The sequence below is a fragment of the Citricoccus sp. NPDC079358 genome, from assembly GCF_040702545.1.
In the GTDB taxonomy this organism is placed as follows: domain Bacteria; phylum Actinomycetota; class Actinomycetes; order Actinomycetales; family Micrococcaceae; genus Citricoccus.
In genome coordinates, this window is record NZ_JBFBLI010000009.1 from 96,339 (window position 1) to 120,056 (window position 23,718).

Genomic DNA, 23,718 nt, shown 5'->3' on the forward strand with positions numbered 1-23,718 from the left:
CCTCAGAGGACCCTGGTCGAAAGGGCCTGCAGGGAGCCCAGCAGGGCCTGGGTGTAGTCGTGTTCCGGCTGTTCGAACACCTGGTCCGCGTCCCCGTACTCCACGGCCATCCCGTCCTTCATGACCAGGATCTCGTCGCTCATGTGATGGATCACCCCGAGGTCGTGGGAGATGAACAGGTAGGTGGTCCCGAGGGTCTCCTGCAGTTCGGAGAGCAGGTCCAGCACCTGGGCCTGCACCGAGACGTCCAGGGCGGAGACGGCCTCGTCCAACACCACGACCTTCGGCTCCGGGGCCAGGGCCCGGGCGATCGAGAGCCGCTGCCGCTGACCGCCGGAGAGCCGCAGCGGGTGCTTGGCCAGGTGTTCCGGGGCGAGGCCGACCACGCGCGCCAGCTGCGCCGCCCGCTCGGACTGCTCCTGCCGGTGGGCCCGCCGCGCCCGGGCCGAGGTGAACGCCCCGGGGGCCGCGCCGGCGTCGAGCGCGTCGGTGAGGATCCGCTCGCCGCTCCACCGAGGGTCGAAGGAGCTCAGCGGGTCCTGGTAGACCACGGTCACCTCGCGGCGGCGGGGCCGCCTCCCGGCCAGGGACAGCTCGCTCCAGGGCGCACCGTCCAGCAGGACGGTGCCCGCATCCGGGACGATGAAGCCCAGGGCCATGGAGGCCGTGGTGGATTTGCCGGAGCCGGACTCCCCCACGATTCCCAAGGTCTTGCCGGCGTGCACGTCGAAGGACACGTCCCGCACCACGGTGCGGTCCCGGCCGTCCGGCCCCCGGTAGGACTTGGTCAGTCCGCGCGCGGACAGCACCGCGGGCGCCTGGCTCGCCTCGTCCTTCGGCTCTGCCGGCGTCGCGCGCGGGATGGTGGCCTCGGAGGCCGCGACGCGCTCGAGCGCCCGGAGCCGACCGTCCTCGGTGAGGTACTCCCCCTTGGTGTGACCCGAGGGCACGGCGTCCAGCAGCTGGCGGGTGTAGGGGTGCTGCGGGTTCTTGAGGACCTCGGCCGCGGTCCCGGACTCCACGATCCAGCCGCCCTGCATCACCAGCACGCGGTCCGCCAGCCGGCCCACCACCGAGAAGTCGTGGCTGATCAGCAGGATCGCGGTGCCGTCCGCCTTGCGCTGGGCCAGCAGGTCCAGGACCTGGGCCTGGACGGTGACGTCGAGGGCGGTGGTCGGTTCGTCGGCCACCACCAGGGACGGGTGGTTGGCGATGGCCGAGGCGATCAGGGCGCGCTGGCGCAGGCCGCCGGAGAGCTGGTCCGGCCGCTGGCCTGCCACCAGGTGCGGCTCCGGGACGCCGACCTCCGCGAGGAGCTGTTCCACCCGGCCGGTCCGCTCCGCACGGTCCCGCACGCCGTGCAGGCGCAGCGATTCGCCGATCTCCGCTCCCACGGTGCGCAGCGGGTCGAGGGAGACGAGGGCGTCCTGCAGGATGAAGCCGATGTCCTTGCCGCGGATGGACCGCCAGTCCGCGTCCCGCAGCGTCTGGATGTCCCGGCCCAGCGCGGTGGCCGTGTCCGCCTGCACGTGGGAGCCGGGCCCGGTCAGGCCGATGAGGGTCCGGGCGGTGACGGACTTGCCCGAGCCTGATTCGCCGATGATCGCCACGCACTCGCCGGGCTGGATCTGCACGGAGACGTCATGCACCACGTGGCTGCGGCGGCCGTGGGCGTCCGAGAACCAGACGTTGAGGTTCTCCAACTCGGCCAGGGGGCGGGGGGCGGGTCCGGCGGCGCCGGTCTCAGGTGCCGGGTCCGTCAGGAGGGGCGTGGCGGTGTCAGCGTCGGTCACAGTGGTCATCAGCGTTCTCCTTCTAGGGTGGACTCCACGAATTTGCCGAGGACGGTGGCGGTCAGGGCGGTGGCCAGCACGGCCAGGCCCGGGATGATCTCCAGCCACCAGGCCTCGATGATGTAGGGGCGGCCGGCCTCCAGCAGGGCGCCCCACTCGGGTGAGGGCGGAGCCACCCCGAAGCCGAGGAACGCCAGGCCGGAGGCCCAGACGATGGACTGGCCGATGCCGAGGGTCAGGACCGCCAGCAGGGGCCGCAGGGCATTCGGCAGGATGTGCTGCGTCAGGACCCGGCCGGGGTGGTGACCCAGGGCCTGCGCCGCCTGGACGTAGCCGGACCGCCGGACGCTCATCACCTGGGCGCGGACCATCCGGGCATAGCCGGGGGCGATCCCGAGCCCGACCGCGAGGATCAGGGTCTGCACCGAGGGACCGTAGACCGCGATGAACACCATGGCCAGCAGCAGGATGGGGAAGGCGAAGAGGACTTCGATCCCCCGGCCGATGACGGCGTCCGCCCAGCGTCCGCCCAGTGCGGCCCAGGACCCGAAGACCACGGCGAGTCCCACGCCCACGGCCGCGGCACCGAGTCCGATCAGCAGCGACTGGGCGGTGCCGTGCACGATCCTCGAGTACAGGTCCCGGCCGGACTGGTCGGTGCCGAACCAGTGCTCCCAGCCAGGCGGGGCCAGCGGGGCCTGAAGGGTGATGGCACGCGGATCATGGGTGGCCAGGACCCCGGGGGCGAACGCGGCGAGGACCAGCAGTCCCGCGAACACCCCGGCAATCCAGACGGTGACCGGGACCCGTCGCCAGGCCACGGACGACGCCGGCTCGGTCCGGTGGCGTCCGGCGGGCACCGCACCGGTGGTGCCGGCGTCGGCTGTTGTGTCGGCTGTTGGGTGGGGCTGGGCGGTCATGCTGCCTCCTTCAGTCGGGGGTCCACGAGGATGTAGGCGGTGTCCACGATCAGGTTGGTGATCACGTAAACCAGGGCCACGAGCATCACCACGCCGCAGACCACCGGCAGGTCACGGCCGTTGACGGCGGTGACCAGGACCCGGCCGAGGCCGGGGCGGGCGAACACGTTCTCGGCGATCACGGCGGCGGAGAACTGGGCTCCCACCGCCCAGCCGGTCAGGCTGAGACCGGGCAACAACGAGTGGCGCAGCACGTGGCGCAGCCGCACGCCGCCGTCGGACATGCCGCGGGCTCGGGCGGTGAGGACGAACGGTTCGTCCAGGGTCCGCTCGAACTCGGCGCGCATCACCTGGGCGAGGAAGCCGGCCAGCGGGATGCCGAGGGTCAGCGCCGGCAGCACCAGGCCGGCCGTGCCGCTTCCCGAGACCACCGGGAAGAGTCCCAGCCACAGGGAGAACACGACGAGCAGGATGATGCCCAGCCAGTACTGCGGCAGGGCGGCCGCCGCGGACTCAAGACCGGAGAAGAGCCGGGACACCCAGGGCGTGCGGCGGGCCGTGAGCAGCAGCAGCACGATCGCCAGAGCCCAGGCCACGGCCAGGGCGGTGAACGTCAGGACCAGAGTGGGGACGATCTGGTCTCCGATCACGGTGGTGACCGGCTGGTACAGGGTGTAGGAAATGCCCAGGTCCCCGCGCAGTAGGCCACCCAGGAAGGTGACGTACTGGGTGATCAGCGGTTCGTCGAAGCCGAACTGCTCGTTGATCGGCGCCAGTTCCTCGGCGGAGCGCTCCTGCACCTGGCCGGTCTGCTGGTTCAACAACAGCGTGGCGCGGTCCCCGGGCAGTAGGGACTGGATGAGGAAGGTGATCGAGGCCGCGGCCCAGATGACGAACAGCGCGCCAAGGACCTTCGTCCCGATGAGCGCGGCGGTCGAGGTGACCGGGCGCCCGCGCCGGACGGGCTCCGGGCTTGAGGGCTGGGCGGGTGCCGTGGTGAGGGTTTCGGTGATGACGGACATGGCTCAGCCTTCGTTCTCTGCGTGCTCTGCGGAGAAGCCCTGAGAGGAGTCCCGGGCCTCGTCCGAGGTGAAGTGGGCGTCGTGGAAGATCGGCCCACCCTGGGCGGGCTCGAGCCACAGGCCGCTGACCCGGTCTGAGACCGCCAGGGTGTTGGTCTGCGTATACAGGCCGATCGCGGGGGCCAGCTCGCTGAGCTGATACTGGGCCTCGGAGAACTTCGCGAAGACCTTCTCGGCCGTGGGCGCCTGGAGGGCCTCCTGGATGGTGGTGAACACCTGCTCGTTGTCCAGGAACGTGGTGTTGGCCCCGTTGGGCGCCTCCTCGGTGGAGGGCCGGTAGTTGATGTTGAGGATCCCGGCGTGCGGGCTGGTCCAGTACCCGACGCTGCCGTCATAGCTGTCCGGGGTGGAGTAGGCGCCGGAGAAGTTCTCGGAGGGGGTGAGTGGTCGCAGTTCGATGTCGAATCCGGCGGCCCGGGCCTGCTCCTGGAAGTTCTGGATGGCGGTGTTGCCGTCCGGCGTGACGATGGTGTTCAGGCCGTAGACGATTGTCACTTGCAGCCGCTGCCCGTCCTTGATCCGGGTCCCGTCCTCAGCGCGACCGGTCCACCCGGCGCCGTCCAACAGCTCGTTCGCCTGCTCCAGGTCGAAGGGGTACTGCTGGGCCGCGTCCGCGTCATAGCCGGGCGTGGATTGGGAGAGGTAGCCGCTGGGCTCGAACGGGACGGTGCCCAGGAAGGCCGACTCGATGTTCGCCTCGCGGTCCGTGGCGTGGCTCAGGGCCTGGCGGACCGCCTGGTCGGTGAAGATGCCGCGTTCGGTGTTCAGGTTGATGACCACGGGCCGGCCGGGGGTGATGTACTGCGTGAAGTCATACCGCTGGCGCGCCTCGGCGATGTTGACGGCGGGGACCTCGCCGATCGCGTCCATCTCTCCGGCCAGCAGGGAGCCGTAGCGCGAGGTGCCGTCCGGGACGATGTTCCAGCGGATGCCCTCCAGGTGGGCTGGTCCCTGGTGCCGCGCGTTCTCCGGCGCCCAGTCGTAGTCCTCGTTGCGCTCGAACTCGATGTACTCGCCGCGCTTCCAGTCCTTGACCGTGAAGGGGCCGGAGCCGATCGGTTCGGTGCAGTTCTCCTCCACCGTCCGGGTCTGCAGCGCCATCGGCGACTGCAGGCCGAAGTACGACTGCGAGAGAGTGGACAGGAACGGGGCGAACGGCGCGGAGAGGTGGATCTCCACCGTGTCAGCATCCACCACCTCGGAGTGGTCGTAGAACCCGCCCAGATGAGCCGCCGCCGTGCCGTTGCCGCCATCCATCCAGTAGTCGAAGTTGTAGGCCACGGCCTCCGCGTCCAACCGTGTGCCGTCCGTGAAGTGGACGTCATCCCGCAGGTTCAAGGTCCACACCGTCCGGTCCTCGGAGACCTCCCAGTCCGTGGCGATCCACGGCACCACGGAGCCGTCCTCCGTGGCCGAGACCAGGTTGTCCAGCACCTGGCGGGCCGTGAAGTTCTCCTGGATCCAGCCGCCGAAGATGCAGTTGGGCTCCTGGAGGTGCCCGTACTCGAGGACGCCGCCCTGGACCGGCCCCGTGGCGGAGCCGGTCAGTGCCGCCTGCTCCTGCGGGCCCGCGGCCCCGGATGAGCAGGCGGACAGGGCCAAGGCCGACCCCACGGCCAGGGCGAGGCCGGCGGTGAGGGCGCCCGGCCGGCGTCGTGGCCTGGTTCTGGTTTTGGTCCCGGCCGTGGTGGTGGCCGTCTGGCCGTCCGGACCGCGCCGGTTTTCGGGCGCGTTCGGGGAGGGTGGGGTGTTCATGGGGTTCCTTTCGGGCCGCTGGGCGGCTCTCGTGGCCGGGAGGCGCGGGGGTCAGGCGCCGGCGGGCACGGTCTCTTCCACGCGGGCGAAGGCTCCGCGGTACTGGGCGGCCGGGTGGGTCTCGGGGAGCCGGTCGCGGCCGAAGAGCTTCTGGCGCAGGGTGCCCGGAGCGTACTCGGACTGGGCCAGGCCACGTTCACGCAGCACCGGCAGGACCTTCTCCGCGAACTCCTCGAAGGAGCCGGGGATGACCCAGTTGATGACGTTGATGCCGTCCACGCCGGCCGCCTGCCACTGCTCCAGCTGGTCGGCGATCTGCTCCGGGGTGCCCACCACGCGGCTGTTGCGGTGGCTACGCCAGGCGATGTCCGCCACCACGGGCTCACGGTCCGTGATCGCCTTGGAGACCCACTCGGCGAAGCCCTTCTGGGTGTTGGTCTCCAGGTCCTTCAGCGGGGTCTCCGGCGGATAGACCCGGCCGTCCGGGTCCACGAGGGCGGCATGGGCCAGGTACCCGTCCAGGGAGGCATACTGCTCGTACTCCTCCAGCTTGCGCTGAGCTTCCTCCTCGGTGTCCCCGATGACGAAGCTGAGCCCCTGGTAGAACGTGATGTCCTCCGGTGCCCGGCCTGCCTCAACGGCGCGGCGCCTGGTGTCCTCGATCTGCTGGCGGGCCACATCCGGGGTGGTCGCGATGATGAACACGGCCTCGGCGTTGCGGGCGGCGAAGTCACGGCCGGAGGCGGAGGAACCGGCCTGGAACAGCACCGGCGTGCGCTGCGGGGACGGGGAGGGCAGGTGCGGGCCCTCCACCGAGTAGCGCTCGCCCACGTGGTGGATCTTGTGCACCTTCTCCGGGTCCGAGTAGCGGGAACCCGCGCGGTCCTTGACCACCGCGTCCTCGTCCCACGATCCCTCCCACAGCTTGTAGGTGACGTCGATGTACTCCGCGGCCCAGCGGTAGCGCTCGGCGTGGTCGGTCAGCCGGGGCAGGCCGAAGTTGCGCGAACCGTTGTCCTGCGTGCCCGTCACGATGTTCCAGGCGATGCGGCCGCCGGAGAGGTGGTCCAGCGTGGAGAGCTGGCGGGCGAACTGGAACGGGTGGGACTGGAAGACATTCGAGGTGGTGGCCAGGCCGATGTGCTCGGTGACCACGGCGAGCGCCCCGAGCAGCACGGTCGGATCGTTGGACGGGATCTGCAGGCCCTCGTTGACGTACACGGAGTAGTCCGCGTCCGCATCGCCGTAGTGGCCCACCACGTCCGCGAAGAACATCGCGTCGAACTTGGCCGCCTCCAGGGTCTTCGCGAGGTTGATCCACGTGTTGACGTCCGTGAACTCGGTCTGGCCGGCATCCTCGCGGCGCCACTGGCCGTGGTGGATGTGGCTGGTGGTGTTCATCACGAACGCGTTGAAGCGCAGCGGGCGCGGGGCGGTGTGGGAGGGGGTGATGTGGGCGGGGGTGGTGTTCTCGGTGCTCATGGGTACTCCTGGATGCTGATCGGGGTTCGGGTTCACTGGGCGTTCGGCACGGAGCCGATGCGGTAGGAACGGGCCGGCGGGGTGGCGTTGACCTCCCAGTCCCCGAGGAGGCGGGACCGGTAGATCAGGGGGTTGTGGTTGGCCAGCACGCGGGCATTGCGCCAGTGCCGGTCCAGTCGCCTCGACTGGCTCAGGGCCGAGGCGCCGCCCACCTCGAACAGGTGGGTGGCCGCGGCCAGGACGTTCTTCGCGATGACCTGCTGGGCCTGGTAGACGCGGACATAGAGGGCGTTGGTGTCCTCCTCCGGCAGGTCCTCACCGGCGGCCTCCCGTTCGAGGACGCCGCCCAGCGCGGAGACCACCGATTCGAAGGCGGCCCGCGCGGCGAACGCGGCGGAGGAGAGCTCGCCGACCACCTGGAGCACCTGGGCATCATCCCGCGGCAGCTCCGCGGTCCCGTGGCTGAAAGAACGACGCCGGCCGCGGACGTACGCGCTGACGTCCCGCACGATGGCCTCGGCGATGCCGGTCAACGCCGCGAGGTGCAGGAACTGCCAGCTGGCCTGGCCGGTGGCGACGCGGGTGCCGTCATCCAGGCCGCCGGTGTAGACCTCCTCGGCCTCGACCGGCGTGTTCTCGAACACCGTGGTGCCGGAGGCGGTGAGTTGCTGGCCGAAGCCGTCCCAGTCGTCCAGCCTCGTGATCCCGGGGGCGTTCACAGACACCGTAGCGGCGATCTCCTCACCCTGGGCGTCCACGGCCGCCACGATGATCCAGTCGGCGTAGAGCGTCCCGGTGGAGTAGTACTTCGTGCCGTTGAGCCTCCAGGTGCCCTCTGCGTCCTGGACCAGCGTGGTGGTCCCCTCCCCCACAGCGTTGTTGATCTCCGTGACGGCGTTGCCGACCACGGCCCCGTCCCCGAGGCGGCGCAGCCACCGGTTCCGGAACACCGGGTCCGGGTGCCCCAGCACGTTCTCCTGATTGATCAGGTGCGCACGCAGGGCCTGGACCAGATTCGAGTCCGCCGCCGCCAGCTCCACGATCAGCTGGGCCTGCTCCGCGAAGGAGAGTCCGGCACCCCCGTACTCCACCGGCACCCGCAGGGAGGTGAACCCCGCCGCGGCCAACCGCCGGACGGCGTCGCGGTCGATGATGTGCTCGGCCTCCCGTTCGGCGGCGCTGTCCGCGATGGCGGCGAACACCGGGGCCAGCCGTTCCCGGACGGTCCGGTAGGCCTGGCCGGACGGTTCGCTTCCGGTGGAGGCGGCGGAGGAGGGCGCGGTGGTGCGCTCGGCGGTGGTGGTCATCATGCTCCTTCGGTGGTGGATGGGGTGGCGGCCTCCGCGGCGGCGGAGTTGCGGGCCGTGGAGTGGAACGGCGGGATGGCACCGTTGATCCGGTAGTCGCCTACGGCCTGGGTGCGGTAGATCAGCGGGGTGTGGCTGGCGATCGTCCGGGCGTTGAGCCAGTGCTGGTGCAGTTGCCGGCTGGCATCCGTGGCCGAGGCCCCGCCGGACTCGAAGATCTGGTTGGTGGCCTCCAGGATCAGATCGGACACCACGAGCGTCGCCTCGGACAGCGCGATGTTGGCCCGGGCGTGGGCCTGGAGCACTACCGGGTCCTCCAGGTCGGTGTGGCCCCGGACCTGGAGGAAGGACTCCTCCACCACGGCCGCGGCGCCCCGCACGATGTGCCGGGCCGAGCCCACCTTGGCGGACACGGCACCGATGACCTGGTGCACCAGCGGGTCCTCCGCCGGCGTCTCCGCCGTCGCGTGGTCATAGGTACGACGCCGACCTCGGACGAACGCGGTGATCTCGGCCAGCGCGGTGGCGCCGATCCCGGCCTGGGTGGCCGCCAGCACGATCCACAGGACGGTGTAGGCCAGCACGCCCGTGGGGACGTTGAACTCCTGGGTCCGCTGGGCCCGCACGGGGACGTGGTCCAGGGTGGTGGTACCGGAGGCGGTGAGCCGCTGGCCAAAGCCGTTCCAGTCGTCGATGCGCTGCACCCCAGGATCACGGGCGTCGATGATCGCGAAGATCGGACCGTCCTCCTCGAGCCCGGGACGGACTGCGGAGACCAACAGATAGTCGGCGAAGATGGCCCCGGTGGAGTAGAACTTGTCACCCGTCAGGCGGGCCACCTCCGTGGTGCCCGTGGCGGCAGCCGCCTGCACGGTGTCCGGGTCGGCGTCGATCCAGTGCACGGGACGCCGGCCTGCTGACGGCGGCAGCTCCACCAGGGCGTTGCCGAAGATCTTCCCGGCCGCCACTTCGGCCAGCCACCACTCGGAGACCGCGCCCTGGGGCTCGTTCTCGTGCTGCTCCGTGAACATGAAGTGCCCATGCAGCGCCTGAGGCAGGTTGGAGTCCGCGGCGGCGAGTTCCACCAGCAGATCGGCCAGTTGCGGCAGGCTCGCCCCGATGCCCCCGTGGTCGCGGCCGAGCCGCACCCGCGTGAATCCCGCGCCGCGGAGATGTTCTAGAGCGGCGAACGCCAGCTCGTGATCCTGCTCGCGCTGTGCCGATCCCGCCGCAACGGCCGCGAAGACCGGGGCGAAGTGCGCGGTGAGCTGGGCGTCCGTCGGCCCGGCGGGGCCGATGGCTGCCCGCAGCTCATCGAAGGTGGGCAGGCTGGAAGGCGCGGTGCGGTGTTCGAGGTGAGTGGTGTCCGTCATGGGTGTCCCCGTCAGCCATGGCACACCGGAATGGCGTTGGCCCGGAACACGGCGTCGTCATAGCCTGACGGCCGGGACACGCATTCACGGTGGTGCCGTACTTGCCCCGCGGTGGTTTCCGGAGGCCGAATCATCACCTGGAGCACCCCACTACGGTGAGAGGGTTGCCGTCCGGCCAGCCAGGGCTTAGCACCGGATCTCGTGATTCTGTTCTCGACCCTAGGCAGTCAGCTCGCGGCCGCCAAGCCTCGGGTCATGTTCAGGGGCCTGGCGTCATCTGCGCCCGGTTCCGTGCCGAAATGCCGGCCCGACCGTCCCCGGCCGCCTCAGATGACGGTCTGTGACGGCCTGGACAGGTCAGTGCTGGTCGGTCACCAGCGGTAGTCCAGGAACTTGCCGTCCAAGGTGATGACCACGCGGTCGCCGTCCGGATCGGCACGGCGGGTAACGTCTGCCTTGAAGTTGATGGCGCTCATGATGCCGTCCCCGAACTCCTCGTGGATCAGGGCCTTCAGCGCCGGCCCGTAGACCGACATGGCCTCCATCAACCGGTAGATCGTGGGATCGCGCATCACGGCCGGGTCGCTGCCCCGGTCCGGCTGTTGCTGCAGGCTCTCGGCCACGTCGTCGCCCAGACCGAGCATCTCGACCACGACGCCGGCCTGGGCCGCGGTCATCGGGTGCTGTCCCAGCAGCGCGGCCGTGGTCCACACCGGTGCGGCTCCGATGGCGGCGGCGAGTCCCGCCCAGGTGAGACCGGCACGGATGCGTGCGGCATTGACGAGGTCGGCAGCGTGCGCCTTATGCATGATGGGGTCCATGGTCAGCGGCTCACGGCGTGGTCGGACAGGCTCGGCAGTTTCGGCTGACGCTTGGCCGCCGTGCGGTAGTGGGTGGCGTAGAGCGTCAGGCCCACGAAGGAGAGGCCGCCCACGAGGTTACCGAGCACGGTCGGGATTTCGTTCCAGACGAGGTAGTCCATGATGGAGAACTCACCGCCCAGCATGAGGCCCGCCGGGAAGAGGAACATGTTGACGATGGAATGCTCGAATCCCATGTAGAAGAAGAGCATGACCGGCATCCACATGATCAGGGCCTTGCCCACGACGTCCTTGGCCAGGAAGGCCGCGACCACACCGGTCGAGACCATCCAGTTGCAGAGCACGCCGCGGATGAAGAGGGTCAGCATGCCACCCGCACCGTATTCGGCGTAGCCGACGGTTCTCCCCTCGCCGATGGAGCCGATCTGTTGGGCCACCTCGTTCGGCGGGGTCTGGAAGCCGTAGGTCATGGTCACCACCATCATGACGGCCACGAGGAAGGCTCCGGCGAAGTTGCCGACGAAGACCAGGCCCCAGTTGCGCAGCAGACCGCCGATGGTCACGCCGGGCCTCTTGTCGATCCAGGCCAGCGGGACCAGGGTGAAGACACCGGTCAGCAGGTCGAAACCGAGCAGGTAGATGAGGATGAATCCGACCGGGAACAGCAACGCACCGACGAGGGCATCGCCCGTCTGCACGGTCACCGTGATGGCGAACGCCGCGGCGAGAGCCAGGATGGCACCGGCCATGAACGAGCGGATCAGGGTGTCCCGGGTGGACATGAAGACCTTGGACTCACCGGCGTCGACCATGTGCTTCACGAAGTCTGGCGGGCTGACATAGGACATGGAACATCACTCCAGGGGTGAGGGGCGGGCATACCCCCCAACCTAGGAAGCGTGCGTTTCTGCGGTGTTTCCGTCCCCGCACCGGCCCACGAAATCTCCCTCACTGCCCCTGCGGGATGCGGTGAGACGCACGTCCACTCACTCCCGCAGTGGAAGATCCCTGACCATCCGGAGCGGAGCGGTGAGCCGATAGCTCGTCTCGAGCCACTCTGCGATCTCATCCCATCCTTCGTCCTGGGCCGGATCGAGCCCGTCCACGTCGATGCCGAACCAGCCTGAGCGTCCCAGATAGGCCGGTCGGAACGTCCGCGGGTCCTGCTCCAGGAACGAGATGTCGGCTTCCTCGGGTTTGATCACCACCGCCTGCGGGTGCTGGACGTAACCGTCCCCGGCGGCTGCCGGACGGGACCTATCCCGGGTGTTATCCGAGTCTTTGACCGAGGCCCCGTAGTAGGCGAAGACCTTCTGGGTGAAGAACGCCGGCCGCCCGTGGGAGACCTTCATGTCCGCCGCGGGAAGGGCCAAGGCCAAGGCGCGGACGCGCTGGAAGTGCGGGTCGCCGTCGTCGTACATCTTCGGGTGGGCCATCGGCCCAGTTTCCCCGGTGACCGAGGCTGCGTGAAGTCTCGGTTCCCTACGCCTCGGGAACCGTGGCGTAGGCCGGCTCGGCCTTCTTGACCCGGCCGATGACCCACATGGTAACCGGGGACAGGACGATCTCGACGACGGACTTGAACACGAAGCCCACCAGGACATAGTTGAGGAACGTCGGCAGGTCCGTGATGCCGATGACGCCGGCGGCGATGGAGCAGAACACGAGGGTGTCCAGGAACTCACCCACCAGGGTGGAGGCTGCCAGCCGACCGAAGAGTAGGCGTTCGCCGGAGCGGCGCTTGAGGCGGACCATGAGCCAGGAGTTGGCCAGTTGGCCGACGAGGAACCCGAGCAGGGAGGCGAGCACGATCAGGGGCACGGGCGCCAGGGTACGGACGAGGGCATCCTGGCCGTCGTACCACTCGGCACCGGGCAGGGCGATGATGACCCAGAAGCACAGCGCGGCGAAGACCGAGAGGGCGAACGTGGTGACGATGGCACGCCGGGAGGCCTTGAATCCGTAGACCTCGGAGACCACATCTCCGATGATGTACGCCAACGGGAAGAGGAAGAACCCGCCGTCCGTGACGATGGGCCCGAAGGTCACGCCCTTGGAGGCCCCGAGGTTGGACAGGATCAGCACGACGGCCATGACCGCCGTGAAGATGGCATAGAGGCCGGTGCCGGTGGGGGCGAAGCGGGCGGGGACGTGCTGAGGGGCAGGTGCGGAAGAGTTCACGTGGGGTCCTTGGGCGGTGGTTTGCCGAGGCCTCCAGCGCCCCAGGGCGCGGTGGCGGTCGGCTGTATTAACACTCACTGTGATCCGGACGCGGCGGCTGACGGTCTCAACGACCCCGCGCTCACCCGCTGCCCCGGGTGGCGTTCGAACGACCCCTTATTCTTCCATACCCATGCTCGCCGAGAGTGCTCGGACCTACTTGACGATCATGGAGTCCAGGTCGGGTTCTTGGTCGATGAACCCGTACTTCACGGCCAGTTCGCCGATGGCCTGGATCTGGTCCTCGCGGACCTCTCCTCCGAGCTCGTCGAGCTTGAGGGCCGTTGCCGCGTCCTCGGGGAGGTTCATGAACTCCGGCAGGAGCTTCTTGGCCGCATCGTTGTTCTCGTCCGTGGCTGCGAGCGCCTCGGTGATGGCCGCCTGGAACTGTTCCACGGTCTCCGGGTTCTCCTCGGCGAAGGTCCCCGAGGTGAACGTGACCATGGTCGGCATGCCCTCGATCGAGTCACGGAACGAGTAGCCGAGAAGCTTGTTGTCGGGGCTCTCCAGTGCGGTGGTCAGGAACGGCTCCGGGATCCAGATGGCGTCCGTGTTCCCCTGCTCGAGCTGAGCCGGCATGTCCTGGAACGGCATCTCCGCGAACTTCACGTCCGCCGGATCGGAACCGCCCTGTTCGGCCAGGTCCATCAGCGTCAGGTCCCCGAGGGTCCGCAGTGCGTTGATGGAGGTGGTCTTGCCCGCCAGGTCGCCGTAGTCCTCGATTCCGGAGTCCACCCGGGTCACGACTCCCGAGGTGTCCTCTCCCTCGTCCGCAGAGTTGCAGTATCCGGCCACGATCTTCATGTCCAGGCCCTGGTCCACGGCCGTGAGGAAGGACAACGGGTTGCCGACCCCGAAGTCCATCTGACCGTTGGACACGGCGGGCAGCATGGCGGCGCCGGCATTGGCGAGGGCGATCTCGACGTCGAGGCCGTGCTTTTCGAAGATGCCCTCCTGGATGCCGTACTCGACGGCGATAGAGGCGGCCAGCGGAACGAGGCCGACCGTGACCTGGGTGAGTTCACCGGCCGCCGCGTCGGATCCGCCGGAGTTGGGAGCGCCACCCGTCCCGGACGGGGAACCGGACGAACAGGCGGTCAGGGCAAGTCCTGCGACGGCGACGGCGGACAGCAAACTCAGGCGGGATGACGTCATGGCTACTCCTGAATCAGATGTGGGATGGGTCACAATGGAGTCGAATCCCTATGACCGTAGCCATAGCCTCGCAAACTGTCTATGATTTTGTTGACAATCTTGTTCAATATCCGTGACACGCTCTCCGAGCAGCACCACGTCCCCACAGGAGCCCGTCCATGACCGAACGCATCCGCGACATCGCCCACCTGTCCACCGTCGAGCTGTACACCCCGAAGTTCGAGGAGTCGCTCTGGTTCTTCCGGGATCTGCTGGCCATGCGAGAGGTCGGCCGCACCACGGAGAACGGCGGCGAGGTCGCCTACCTGCACTGCTGGGACGACTACGAGCCCTACTCCATCAAGCTCACCGAGAAGGAACACGCCGGCGTCGGCCGGGTGGGCTGGCGCGCCCACAGCCCGGAGGCCCTGGAACGCACGGTCGCCCGCATCGAGGCGACGGGACTCGGCGAGGGCTGGGTGGACGGCGAGCAGGGCCGCGGACGCACCTACCGCTTTCAGAACCCGGACCGGCACCTCATGGAGGTCTACTTCGACACCGAGTGGTACGAGGCCACGGATGAGGACCGGCCGGCGCTGAAGAACCAGGCGTCCAAATTCCCCGGCTTCGGCGCCAACGCCCGCCGCCTGGACCACATCAACTACCTCACCGCGGACATGGCCGGTGTGTGCGAGTTCTCCGAGAACGTGATGGGCGGCTACACCACCGAGTTCATCCAGCTCAACGACGGCGATGTGGGTGCCCACTGGTACACCTTCGGGCAGAAGTCCTATGACATGGTCTACTCGGATGACTGGACCGGCACCCCCGGCCGCCTCCACCACGTCGCCTTCGCCGCCGATACCCGCGAGGACATCCTCAAAGCCGCGGATATCTTCCTGGAGAACGGCATCTTCATCGAGTACGGCCCCTACAAGCACGCCATCCAGCAGGGCTTCTTCCTCTACGTGTGGGAACCGGGCGGCAACCGCATCGAACTGGCCAACCAGGGCTCACGCCTGATCCTGGCCCCGGACTGGAAGCCGGTCGGCTGGACCCAGGAGGAGCGCGCCAAGGGCCAGGCCTGGGGCATGAAGACCATCCCGACCTTCCACACCCATGGCACCCCCGTGGTGGAGGATGCGAACGCAACGGCGAACCCCCACGAGGCACCGAAGCGGGACGAGGGCCTGGAGTCCTGACCTCGGCCAACTGAGTCGCACGAATTGGCCCCGTATCGCCTCTGCGGGGCCAATTCGTGGGACTCAGTTCTCTGCCGCGTAGGCTCGGCGCATGACCGAGTCCTTTGGATGGTTCGCCGACGCACCTCTGTCTGGCCAGACCTTCGCCCCGCCTCCGCCCCTCGCCGCCAGGCCGCTGTTCGCCGTGGCGTCGGCCGCGGCGTTCGGCGGGCTGAGCCTCGTCGAGCCCCGGCCCCTGGGCTCCGGGGCCCGGGCCGCGTACCGGATCACGACGGCGGCGCTCACCGGTGTGTACACCGCCGCCATCCTGCCCGCCGGGACCACGGCGGGGATGCCCGCGCACTACATGGGCGGGCCACGCGGACAGTTCGTCCCCCTCTGCTCCATCGGGCGCGGCTCGGCGGCGCTGGCTGCCGGCGGCCTGATGCTGGGCCTGGCCGACCCGCTCGAGGCCTTGGACGCCCGCATCACGGGCTGGCTCACCGAGCACGGGGTGCGCAACCCGCGCTGGTGGATGGCCGGCGTCGGGGTCGCGGTGGTGGCGGCGGGCTGGGCCGCCGACCGGGCCGAGCTGCGCAGCCTGCAGAGCTCCCACGAAGAAGCCCGGCAGGCCTTGGAGAACACGGATGAGAACCTCGGCCTCGCCGACCCGGCCATGACGGCCGTCCTGGACGCCCTGTTGCAACCCGGGGTCACCGGCGTCGAGGCGTTGCGGGTCCAACTGGACTCGGTCCAGCAGCGGGATGCGGAAGCCGGGTTCATGACGGACGCCTACCTGGCCGTGGGCGAGGACACCCCGCGCATCGCGCCCCGCACGCAGGTCTGGCCGGTGAAGGCACGCTTCCAGCGCGGTGAAGCCGCGTTCGAGATCGAGCTGCAGATTCACGAAGGTCGACTGGAGTCGCTGGCGATCATGCTGGCGGAGGAGATGTACAGCCCGGGGAGCGAGGTCGATCAGGACGAGGCCATCAACTCCCTGACGGCCTGGCCCGCAGTGGAGGAGCTCGACCTCGTCACGGAGACTGCCGACCCGCTCACCTGACGGCCACCCGGTTGAGTCGGGAATGATTCACGTTTTCGGCGGCCAAAAGCGTGAATCGCTCCAGACTCAACGTGAGGGCGGCGCGCTCAGAACCCGATCTCGGCGCGCTGCTGCGTCTCCGCGGCGTGCTTGGCCTCCGCCTTGACCAGGATCTCGGCCGCGCGGCCGCGCGGAACGATCGCGACGCCGTCGTCATCCCCCAGCACCAGGTCGCCCGGATGCACCACCACGGTCCCGACGGCGGCCGCCACCCCGCCGACGAACGGCCCGTTGCGGTAGGGGCCGGCCGGCGTCGTACCCCGGGCGAAGACCGGGAACCGCATCTGCTCGAGATCCACCGCGTCCCGGACGCTGGCGTCCAGGACGAAGCCGACGCAGCCCTGGGCCATGGCCCGGCCGGCGATGAGTTCGCCGATGAGCGCCCGATGGGTGGCCGCCTGGCCGTTGACTACGAGCACGTCTCCGGGCTGGAGGGAATCGATGGTTTCGTGGATGCCGAGGTTGTCCCCGCCGGCCACCGTCACCGGCACGGCGCGGCCGGCCATCCGGATCCCGGCGGACGGCCAGACTGACTGGATGCCGGAGTCCACCACGTTGAGCCGGTCCATGGCGTCCCCCACGTTGGCCACGGGCAGGGCTGCGAATCGCTCGACCAGCTCGGCCTCGGTCAGCTGGACCGCTTCCTCGGCGGTGATGGTCTCGGAAGCCCCGCTCACAAGGTGCCCACTACATTCGGAACCAGGCGCATGAAGGCCTCGGCCTGGCGGATCTCCTTGTTCCCGGTGACCTTGCGGGCGTGGTTGCCGCGGTGCTCGGCGCGCTCGGCGTAGTAGGACTGCAGGTAGACCTGCGCCTTCATCTCGGCCATGGCGGCCTTCTTCTGCTCGAAGACCGCGGTGATGTCCACGAAGACGGACGGCACGAAGCCGCACAGCTCGGGCTGGTGGGGCTCGAAGACGAGGAACTCGCTCGGCGGGGCGGTCTTGAACCCGGACTCGACCCCGGCCCCGGAGGTCATCAGGCGGGCCTTCTGGACCATCTCGTAGGCGACCGGATGGTCCGGGTTGAAGGGGTCCTTGTCCGGATGGGTCAGCACCACGGTCGGGGCGAACTCGCGCATCAGGTCGGCCAGCCGCTCGATGTCCGAGTGGTCGTTGACCAGAGGGTAGTCGCCCAGGTCGAAAGCTTCGAAGGAGGCGCCCAGGTGCTGGGAGGCCTTCTCGGCCTCCTGGTGGCGGATCCGCTTCACGTTCTCCTCGGTCTGCCCCTCCTCTTGCCACAGGACCCCGGACTCGCCGCGCTCACCGTAGGTCAGGGCGACGACCTTGGCCTCGCCGCCAGCCTGGACGAACGTGGCGACGGCACCGGCCGCACGCCAGACGAAGTCAGCGGAATGGGCCCCGACCACCAGGAGGCGGCCGGCGGAACGGTCGGAGGGGGAACTGCTGGTCATGGTGGGTTCCTTTCGGGGTGTCAGCGCCGGTGCGCCGGTGCTGGATGCTCACTCGTGCCCCCAGCGTAGACACGAACTCGGAAAACTGCCAACAAAATTGTTGACAATCCAACTCCCTACGGGGATAGTGACATGTGTTTCAGATCACCGCACGACGACCTCGACCGATGCACCCCGTGACCAGATCCGAGAAAGGTTTCGATCCTTGTCTTCGAACCACCCCGTCGCTCCCGCCGCAGAGACACCCCACTCCCCGACGCCGCCAGCCGGCGCGGTAGCCCCCACCCCCGCCGAACAGCGCAAGGTCCTCGGCGCCAGCTTCGTGGGCACCGCCATCGAGTGGTACGACTTCTTCATCTACGGCTCGGCGGCAGCCCTGATCTTCGGACCGCAGTTCTTCCCGAGCGAGGACCCCATCACCGGGACCCTCTCGGCCTTCGCCACCTTTGCGGTCGGGTTCATCGCCCGGCCGATCGGCGGCCTGCTCGCCGGCCACTTCGGCGACCAGATCGGCCGCAAGAAGATGCTGCTGATCACCATGCTGGTAATGGGCGGCGCCACCGTGGGCATCGGCCTGCTGCCGAACTTCGCGACCATCGGCGTCTGGGCGCCGATCCTGCTGGTGGTGCTGCGCTTCGTCCAGGGCCTGGGCGTGGGTGGCGAGTGGGGTGGTGCCGTCCTCATGGCGGTCGAGTACGCCCCGCGGAACCGGCGCGCCCTGTTCGGCGCTTTCCCGCAGATGGGCCTGCCGGTCGGCATCATCGTGTCCAACCTGGTCTTCATCATCGTCACGGCCACCCTCGCCCCGGAGGCCTTCGAGGCCTGGGGCTGGCGCGTCCCGTTCCTGGTCTCCGCCCTGCTGATCATCGTGGCCCTCTACCTGCGGTTCAAGGTCGAGGACTCCCCGGTCTTCCAGCAGACGCAGGAGAACGACGAGGTGCACCGCTTCCCGCTCGGCGAGCTGCTGCGCCACCATGGCGGGACCACCCTGCTGGCCGGCCTGGCCTCCGCAGCCTCCCCGGCCATCGGCTACCTCTACTCCGTGTACATGCTCTCCTACGGCACCGAGGCACTGGGCCTCCCCCAGCCCACCATGCTCTGGTTGATCGTCGGCGGTGCGGTGGTCCACCTCGTCACCGTGCTGCTGGGGGCGATGCTGGCGGACCGGTTCCGGCAGAAGTCCGTCTTCGTGGCCGGCGCGGCGCTCGTGGTCCTGGGTGCCTTCCCGTTCTTCTGGCTCGTGGACACGGCGCAGCCGGTGCTCATCCTGCTCGGCTTCGCCGTCCTCCTCGTCGCCCAGTCGCTCATGGCCGGCCCGCAGGCGGCCCTGGTGGCCGAGCTGTTCCCCGCCAACATCCGGTACTCGGGCGCCTCCACGGCCTACCAGATCGGCTCGATCGTCGGCGGCGGGTTCGCCCCGCTGATCGCCACCAGCCTCTACGCCAGCTTCGGCGCCTCCTGGCCGATCTCGCTGTACATCCTGGCCCTCGGCGCACTGGCGCTGGTGACCATCCTGCCGCTGAGGACCGGGCGCTTCGATGCGTCCTGGGAGAGCTCACGGTAGCGGATCACGACGCCGGTTCCCCGCCCAGGCGATGTTCCGTGCGGCGGAAGGACACCTCAGGATTGCTCGGCCCGGGGACCACAATTGACCCGACACGGCCATGCCGGCACTCGGAACAGCACCGGCCGCCAGCCCCACCCTGAGCCTCGGCTCCCGCCACCCCACCGGAGGAACCATGACCACCCAGCCCCTCGAAGACCTGCGCCAGACCTTGGCCGCGGACGGCTACATCCTGCAGATCGACGAGTCCGGTGACCGGCTTGACGCCCGCATCCGTGCCGAGGACGGTGTCTGCGGGGACTGCCTGGTGCCCAAGAACCTGATGGCCGCCATGATCTCCAACGCCACCGGCACGGCCGCTGACGCGATCGACATCACCTACCCCACGGAGATCGGCGACGACGGCCAGCTCGTCTGAACCTTGTCTGAACACACCGCCGGCCGGGGGCGCTGCCCCCGGCCGGCGGTGTGTGGCGGTGTGTTCATCGGACTGGCATCACTGCTCCACCCAGACCCGGTCATACAGGACCCCACTGTTGACCACGAGGGCCGGGATGGGCGTGGTGAGTCCGGGGCCGTGGACGCCCTTTCGGACCACCTGGGCCGGGGAGAAGGCCATACCGAACGGACCATAGGCCTCGTCGGAGATCATCTTCGCGGCCTGCTTGTACAGTTCGCCGCGCTCCTCCTGGTCCACGGTGGACGCGGCATTCGTCAGCACTTCATCGAGCTCGGTGTTCAGGTTCTCCTCCAGCGCCTGGGTCGCCGTCTCCGCACCCTCCGGCAGCGGAGTGCCGCTGAACGGAGAGGTAGAGCCGAAGCGGACGGCCACCCCGATACCGGCAGCAGGCTCCCACGCGCCCGCGGTCTGGAGCATGGACTCCCACTCGCCGCTGGTGAACTTGGTGATCACGTCACCGAGGGGCTTGGAGTCGATCGTGACGTCGATCCCGGCGTCCTGCCACTGGGTCTGCAGCGCGGTGGTGACCTGACGCGCGGTCACGATGTCCGTGGTGCCCAGCTCGACCGTCAAACCGCCGATCTCCTCGACCAGCTCCCGGGCCTTCTCGGGATCATAGGTGCGGTATCCCTCGACCTCCGGCTCGTAGAACAGGCCACCGGAGGCGGTGAACGACTGAGACATGTCACCCTGACCGCCGAAGAGTCCCTCGTTGATGGCCTCGAAGTCCGTGGCGTAGTAGATGGCTTCCCGCGCCTTCTTGTCATCGAACGGCGCCTTGCGCGTGTTCAGCTGGATCACATACGGAGAGGTGGGCGCCCCGGGAGTGACGGTCAGGTTCGGGTTCTCCTGCGCCTGCTCGATCAGCGTGACCGAGCTCAGGCCCTCGATCGCATCCCCCTGGCCGGCCTGCAACGTCTGGTACAGCACCTGGTCTCCGCCCACGGACTGGAAGGACAACTCGTCCAGATACGGCAGGCCGTCCTTGAAGTACTCCTCGTTCCGGGTCAGCTCCAGCCGTTCGGACAACTGGTTGGCGTCGACGGTGAAGGGCCCCGCCGCAACCGGCGCCTGACTGTACTGATCCGCGCCCATCTCCCGATACGCCGTGGGCGAGCCGACGAAGTTCAGGCTGGTGGAGGGCATGGCGTTGACGAAGGCACCGTTGGCCACGGAGAAGTGGACCTCGAAGGTGAGGTCGTCCACGGCCTGGACGGCCCCCAGCCGCTGCTCGATCACGGCCTCATCCACGTCCTCGGGCAGGGCCGCGTAGAGGTCGTCCAGGAACTGCTGGTCCAGTTCCGGCATGTCCCGCGTGAGATCGAGGTCCAGTTGGGGCGTACCCGTACTGCCGGAACTCAACGCACGGATCCAGTTCCACACCACCGCATCAGCGTTCAACGGGGATCCGTCCGAGAAGGTGATGCCCTCCCGGAGCTTCACCGTCAGGGTCAGCCCGTCCTCCGAGAATTCATAGCTCTCGGCCTGATTCGGAACGATTTCCGCGTTCTCGCCGTTCTCATCGGCCTCGAGGGTGAACAGTCCGCCGAAGATCGCCGAGTTCTGCGGCATGTTGGCGCCGACCGTATTGGAGGTCGCCGGGTCCAGCCCCGTGGACCACCCACCGGCGAAACCGGCATCGAGCAGCACGGTCAGGTCACCGCCGGTCTGAGGCTCGCCCACGTTGGCGGCAGCTTCGGTGGCCCCGTTGGCTTCGCCTTCCGCGTTGGGCTCTCCCCCACCACAACCGGCGAGGACGAGACTGAGGCTGGCCGCCAGGGCCAGGGTACCGAGGAGCCCGCGGCGCGGACCCTTCTGGCGGGGCATGGTATTCATGACGACTCCCAAGAGGACGGTGATGGAGGATCAACCAGAGTGATTCACGTCACATTGGCTTCATGGAAGTCTGTCCCAGGTGGACGGCAGCTACCATGCACCTTCCGTCGGACGAAAGGCGCTACGCGGGCTGGGCAGCCTTGGCGCCCTCCGGATGCCCGTTGGTGGTCAGGCCGTCGTCGTCCAGGGGGAAATGACAGGCCACGAATCCGCCGCCCGAGCATGGTTCCAGCCTCGGCTCCACGGCCGCACAGACGTCCTGGGCAAAGGGGCAGCGGGTGCGGAACCGGCACCCCGAGGGCGGATCCAACGGGCTCGGGACGTCCCCGGGCAGGGTGATGGGCCGCTTGGCCACCCCGGTCTCCGGGTCGAGTCCGGGCACCGAGTCCAGCAGTGCACGCGTATAGGGGTGACGCGGCGTCTCGTACATCCGATCTGAGGGGGCAATCTCGGCCAGTTGGCCGAGATAGAGCACTGCGACCCGGTCGCTGACCTGCTTCACCGTGGCGAGGTCGTGGGCGATGAAGAGGTAGGACAGCCCCAGTTCCACGCGGAGCTTCTCGAACAGGTTGATCACCTGAGCCTGGATGAGGACGTCCAGGGAGGAGATGGCCTCGTCGCAGATGATGACCGCCGGGTCCAGGGCGATGGCCCGGGCGATGGCGACCCGCTGTGCCTGCCCACCGGACAGTTCCATGGGCCGGCGCCGCAGGTAGGTGTCCGGGTCCAGGCCCACGAGGTCCAACAGTTCCCGCACCTTCGCCCGACGTTCCTGCCGGCTCAGTGAGCGGTGACTGTCCAGCGGTTCGGCCACCACGTCCTCGATCCGCCACCGCGGGTTCAGGGAGCTGAAGGGATCCTGGTAGACCATCTGGAAATTGGACCAGACCTTCTTCAGCTCCTTGCGGCTGAGCCCGGTCAGGTCCTCGCCCCTGAACACCACGGATCCAGACTTCGGCCGGTCGACCTGGATCACGGCACGTGCCAGGGTGGACTTTCCCGAACCGGTCTCCCCCACGATCCCCAGGGTCTCGCCGGGCATCAGGTCGAACGAGATGTCGGAGACGGCATGGACCACGCCCTCCTTCACTCCCCCGGGTCCACGGCTCTCGAACTCCTGGACGATGTTCCTGACGGACAGCAGCGGCTCAGGCCGCTCCGGGCCGGTGTCTTCGATACTGTTCTCCGTGGTCATGAGTCCGACTCCTCTCCCGGTTCCAGCACACCGGGTTCTCCGTCGGTTCCCGACGCCGGCCCGGGAGCCAGCGCGCCGGTCACCGGATGCCAGCACGCGTACCAGTGGCCGGCCTCATGCTCCTGCAACGCCGGCGCCGTGACACAGGTTTCGGTCGCCCGGACGCATCGCGGCCGGAACGGGCAGCCCTCGATCCGCTGGGAGGGATCCGGCGGGTGCCCGCCGATGACGGTCAGGGCCGAGTGGGAGGGCCGGGACACCTGGGGAATGGCCTCCAGGAGGGCGCGGGTGTACGGCATCCTGACGTTGGCGAACAGTTCCGAGGTCTCGGCCTGCTCCACCACCTGGCCGGCATACATCACGAGCACCTCGTCGGCATAGCTGGCGGCCAGTCCCAGGTCGTGGCTGATCATGATGACCGCGGTCCCCAGTCGCTCTCGCAGGTCCACCAGCAGCTCCATGATCTGGGCCTGGGTGGTCACGTCCAGGGCTGTGGTCGCTTCGTCCGCGATGAGGACCTTGGGGTCGGAGGCCAGCGCGATGGCGATCATGACGCGCTGGCGCATGCCGCCGGACAGCTGGTGCGGAAACTGGTGGAACCTCTTCTCAGGGGCGGGCAGTCGCACGAGCTTGAGGAGTTCGATGGCCCTCTCCGCTGCGTCCTTGCGGCCGATCGTTCGATGGGTCCGGACCGATTCCACGATCTGCGCACCCACCGACATGGTCGGGTTCAACGAACGTGCCGGGTCCTGGAAGACCATGGAGATCTCCTGGCCTCGTACCAACCTCATCTTCCGGTCACTCAGGCCCACCAGTTCCCTGCCGTCGAGGTCCGCGGACCCAGACACCCTGGCGCTGGGTGGCAACAGGCCCATCAGGGCGCGGACGGTGACGGACTTGCCGGAGCCCGATTCACCGATGATGGCCAGCATCTTCCCGGGCCGGACGTTGAAGGACACTCCCTTGGCGGCCCGGATGCGCTTGCCGGCCCGCGTGAACGTGACCTGCAGGTCTCTGACCCTGAGGACCGGCTTGTCTCCGATCCCGTCGGAGGTGGTCGGCTCTGGTGTGATGGTCAT

Annotated in this window: 21 protein-coding genes and 1 riboswitch; of the genes, 4 read left to right on the forward strand and 17 right to left on the reverse strand. The window is 68.6% G+C overall.

Going from position 1 to position 23,718, the window contains the following annotated elements; genetic code table 11:
• Positions 1 to 2: 2 nt before the first annotated feature.
• From AB0333_RS12120 to AB0333_RS12175, 12 genes are all read right to left on the reverse strand, one after another.
• Entirely contained in the window at positions 3 to 1,802 is a 1,800-nt protein-coding gene (locus tag AB0333_RS12120; RefSeq protein ID WP_366218924.1) for an ABC transporter ATP-binding protein, read from the reverse strand.
• Positions 1,802 to 2,713, reverse strand: coding sequence for an ABC transporter permease (locus tag AB0333_RS12125; protein ID WP_366218925.1), 912 nt, complete (start codon positions 2,711 to 2,713; stop codon positions 1,802 to 1,804). The genes AB0333_RS12120 and AB0333_RS12125 overlap by 1 nt, the downstream gene beginning before the upstream one ends.
• Entirely contained in the window at positions 2,710 to 3,735 is a 1,026-nt protein-coding gene (locus AB0333_RS12130) for an ABC transporter permease (protein WP_366218926.1), read from the reverse strand. Before AB0333_RS12130 ends, AB0333_RS12125 begins: the two co-directional genes overlap by 4 nt.
• Before the next feature lie 3 nt (positions 3,736 to 3,738).
• Positions 3,739 to 5,550, reverse strand: coding sequence for an ABC transporter substrate-binding protein (locus AB0333_RS12135; protein WP_366218927.1), 1,812 nt, complete (start codon positions 5,548 to 5,550; stop codon positions 3,739 to 3,741).
• Between the two features lie 51 nt (positions 5,551 to 5,601).
• A complete protein-coding gene (locus AB0333_RS12140) occupies positions 5,602 to 7,032 on the reverse strand; it encodes an LLM class flavin-dependent oxidoreductase (protein ID WP_366218928.1) in 1,431 nt (476 codons plus the stop codon).
• A gap of 32 nt (positions 7,033 to 7,064) precedes the next feature.
• A complete protein-coding gene (locus AB0333_RS12145) occupies positions 7,065 to 8,342 on the reverse strand; it encodes an acyl-CoA dehydrogenase family protein (protein ID WP_366218929.1) in 1,278 nt (425 codons plus the stop codon).
• Positions 8,339 to 9,712 carry an acyl-CoA dehydrogenase gene (locus AB0333_RS12150; protein ID WP_366218930.1) on the reverse strand — a complete coding sequence of 458 codons (1,374 nt, stop codon included), beginning with the start codon at positions 9,710 to 9,712 and terminating at the stop codon, positions 8,339 to 8,341. Before AB0333_RS12150 ends, AB0333_RS12145 begins: the two co-directional genes overlap by 4 nt.
• 92 nt (positions 9,713 to 9,804) lie before the next feature.
• A riboswitch (SAM riboswitch) is annotated at positions 9,805 to 9,919 on the reverse strand.
• A 164-nt stretch (positions 9,920 to 10,083) separates the two neighbouring features.
• Positions 10,084 to 10,521 carry a cyanase gene (gene cynS / locus AB0333_RS12155; protein ID WP_366218931.1) on the reverse strand — a complete coding sequence of 146 codons (438 nt, stop codon included), beginning with the start codon at positions 10,519 to 10,521 and terminating at the stop codon, positions 10,084 to 10,086.
• Positions 10,522 to 10,535: 14 nt separating this feature from the next.
• Complete coding sequence (locus AB0333_RS12160) at positions 10,536 to 11,381, reverse strand: formate/nitrite transporter family protein (RefSeq protein ID WP_366218932.1); 846 nt, start codon at positions 11,379 to 11,381, stop codon at positions 10,536 to 10,538.
• Positions 11,382 to 11,519: 138 nt separating this feature from the next.
• Complete coding sequence (locus tag AB0333_RS12165) at positions 11,520 to 11,969, reverse strand: MmcQ/YjbR family DNA-binding protein (protein ID WP_366218933.1); 450 nt, start codon at positions 11,967 to 11,969, stop codon at positions 11,520 to 11,522.
• A gap of 46 nt (positions 11,970 to 12,015) precedes the next feature.
• Positions 12,016 to 12,714 carry a queuosine precursor transporter gene (locus AB0333_RS12170; RefSeq protein ID WP_115932895.1) on the reverse strand — a complete coding sequence of 233 codons (699 nt, stop codon included), beginning with the start codon at positions 12,712 to 12,714 and terminating at the stop codon, positions 12,016 to 12,018.
• 195 nt (positions 12,715 to 12,909) lie between these two features.
• Positions 12,910 to 13,908: an ABC transporter substrate-binding protein gene (locus AB0333_RS12175; RefSeq protein ID WP_366218934.1), complete on the reverse strand. Its 999-nt coding sequence runs from the start codon at positions 13,906 to 13,908 to the stop codon at positions 12,910 to 12,912.
• Positions 13,909 to 14,066: 158 nt separating this feature from the next.
• Between AB0333_RS12175 and AB0333_RS12180 the strand changes: the two genes are divergently transcribed.
• A complete protein-coding gene (locus AB0333_RS12180) occupies positions 14,067 to 15,089 on the forward strand; it encodes a VOC family protein (protein ID WP_366218935.1) in 1,023 nt (340 codons plus the stop codon).
• A 91-nt stretch (positions 15,090 to 15,180) separates the two neighbouring features.
• Positions 15,181 to 16,131 carry a hypothetical protein gene (locus AB0333_RS12185; protein ID WP_366218936.1) on the forward strand — a complete coding sequence of 317 codons (951 nt, stop codon included), beginning with the start codon at positions 15,181 to 15,183 and terminating at the stop codon, positions 16,129 to 16,131.
• Between the two features lie 86 nt (positions 16,132 to 16,217).
• On the opposite strand, the gene AB0333_RS12190 is transcribed toward AB0333_RS12185, so the two are convergent.
• Positions 16,218 to 16,847: a methyltransferase gene (locus AB0333_RS12190; RefSeq protein WP_366218937.1), complete on the reverse strand. Its 630-nt coding sequence runs from the start codon at positions 16,845 to 16,847 to the stop codon at positions 16,218 to 16,220.
• Complete coding sequence (locus tag AB0333_RS12195; RefSeq protein ID WP_366218938.1) at positions 16,844 to 17,584, reverse strand: PIG-L deacetylase family protein; 741 nt, start codon at positions 17,582 to 17,584, stop codon at positions 16,844 to 16,846. Before AB0333_RS12195 ends, AB0333_RS12190 begins: the two co-directional genes overlap by 4 nt.
• A gap of 205 nt (positions 17,585 to 17,789) precedes the next feature.
• On the opposite strand from AB0333_RS12195, the gene AB0333_RS12200 reads away from it, so the two are divergent.
• Both AB0333_RS12200 and AB0333_RS12205 read left to right on the forward strand, forming a co-directional pair.
• Positions 17,790 to 19,148, forward strand: a complete 1,359-nt coding sequence (locus AB0333_RS12200) for an MFS transporter (protein WP_366218939.1) — start codon at positions 17,790 to 17,792, stop codon at positions 19,146 to 19,148.
• Positions 19,149 to 19,323: 175 nt separating this feature from the next.
• A complete protein-coding gene (locus AB0333_RS12205; protein ID WP_147301249.1) occupies positions 19,324 to 19,566 on the forward strand; it encodes a hypothetical protein in 243 nt (80 codons plus the stop codon).
• A gap of 78 nt (positions 19,567 to 19,644) precedes the next feature.
• On the opposite strand, the gene AB0333_RS12210 is transcribed toward AB0333_RS12205, so the two are convergent.
• The 3 genes from AB0333_RS12210 to AB0333_RS12220 all read right to left on the reverse strand — a co-directional run bounded on the left by AB0333_RS12210 (position 19,645) and on the right by AB0333_RS12220 (position 23,718).
• Entirely contained in the window at positions 19,645 to 21,444 is a 1,800-nt protein-coding gene (locus tag AB0333_RS12210) for an ABC transporter substrate-binding protein (RefSeq protein WP_366218940.1), read from the reverse strand.
• 121 nt (positions 21,445 to 21,565) lie between these two features.
• On the reverse strand, positions 21,566 to 22,639 hold the full coding sequence (locus tag AB0333_RS12215) for an ABC transporter ATP-binding protein (protein WP_366218941.1): 1,074 nt from the start codon (positions 22,637 to 22,639) through the stop codon (positions 21,566 to 21,568).
• Positions 22,636 to 23,718 (reverse strand): ABC transporter ATP-binding protein, encoded by a 1,083-nt coding sequence (locus tag AB0333_RS12220; protein WP_366218942.1) that lies wholly within the window; start codon positions 23,716 to 23,718, stop codon positions 22,636 to 22,638. The genes AB0333_RS12215 and AB0333_RS12220 overlap by 4 nt, the downstream gene beginning before the upstream one ends.

Excerpts from the sequence above, each read along its gene's own strand:
- AB0333_RS12120 (WP_366218924.1), bottom strand. The coding sequence starts at position 1,802 with ATGACCACTGTGACCGACGCTGACACCGCCACGCCCCTCCTGACGGAC.
- AB0333_RS12125 (WP_366218925.1), bottom strand. The coding sequence starts at position 2,713 with ATGACCGCCCAGCCCCACCCAACAGCCGACACAACAGCCGACGCCGGC.
- AB0333_RS12130 (WP_366218926.1), bottom strand. The coding sequence starts at position 3,735 with ATGTCCGTCATCACCGAAACCCTCACCACGGCACCCGCCCAGCCCTCA.
- AB0333_RS12135 (WP_366218927.1), bottom strand. The coding sequence starts at position 5,550 with ATGAACACCCCACCCTCCCCGAACGCGCCCGAAAACCGGCGCGGTCCG.
- AB0333_RS12140 (WP_366218928.1), bottom strand. The coding sequence starts at position 7,032 with ATGAGCACCGAGAACACCACCCCCGCCCACATCACCCCCTCCCACACC.
- AB0333_RS12145 (WP_366218929.1), bottom strand. The coding sequence starts at position 8,342 with ATGATGACCACCACCGCCGAGCGCACCACCGCGCCCTCCTCCGCCGCC.
- AB0333_RS12150 (WP_366218930.1), bottom strand. The coding sequence starts at position 9,712 with ATGACGGACACCACTCACCTCGAACACCGCACCGCGCCTTCCAGCCTG.
- cynS (WP_366218931.1), bottom strand. The coding sequence starts at position 10,521 with ATGCATAAGGCGCACGCTGCCGACCTCGTCAATGCCGCACGCATCCGT.
- AB0333_RS12160 (WP_366218932.1), bottom strand. The coding sequence starts at position 11,381 with ATGTCCTATGTCAGCCCGCCAGACTTCGTGAAGCACATGGTCGACGCC.
- AB0333_RS12165 (WP_366218933.1), bottom strand. The coding sequence starts at position 11,969 with ATGGCCCACCCGAAGATGTACGACGACGGCGACCCGCACTTCCAGCGC.
- AB0333_RS12175 (WP_366218934.1), bottom strand. The coding sequence starts at position 13,908 with ATGACGTCATCCCGCCTGAGTTTGCTGTCCGCCGTCGCCGTCGCAGGA.
- AB0333_RS12180 (WP_366218935.1), top strand. The coding sequence starts at position 14,067 with ATGACCGAACGCATCCGCGACATCGCCCACCTGTCCACCGTCGAGCTG.
- AB0333_RS12185 (WP_366218936.1), top strand. The coding sequence starts at position 15,181 with ATGACCGAGTCCTTTGGATGGTTCGCCGACGCACCTCTGTCTGGCCAG.
- AB0333_RS12195 (WP_366218938.1), bottom strand. The coding sequence starts at position 17,584 with ATGACCAGCAGTTCCCCCTCCGACCGTTCCGCCGGCCGCCTCCTGGTG.
- AB0333_RS12205 (WP_147301249.1), top strand. The coding sequence starts at position 19,324 with ATGACCACCCAGCCCCTCGAAGACCTGCGCCAGACCTTGGCCGCGGAC.
- AB0333_RS12210 (WP_366218940.1), bottom strand. The coding sequence starts at position 21,444 with ATGAATACCATGCCCCGCCAGAAGGGTCCGCGCCGCGGGCTCCTCGGT.
- AB0333_RS12215 (WP_366218941.1), bottom strand. The coding sequence starts at position 22,639 with ATGACCACGGAGAACAGTATCGAAGACACCGGCCCGGAGCGGCCTGAG.
- AB0333_RS12220 (WP_366218942.1), bottom strand. The coding sequence starts at position 23,718 with ATGACCATCACACCAGAGCCGACCACCTCCGACGGGATCGGAGACAAG.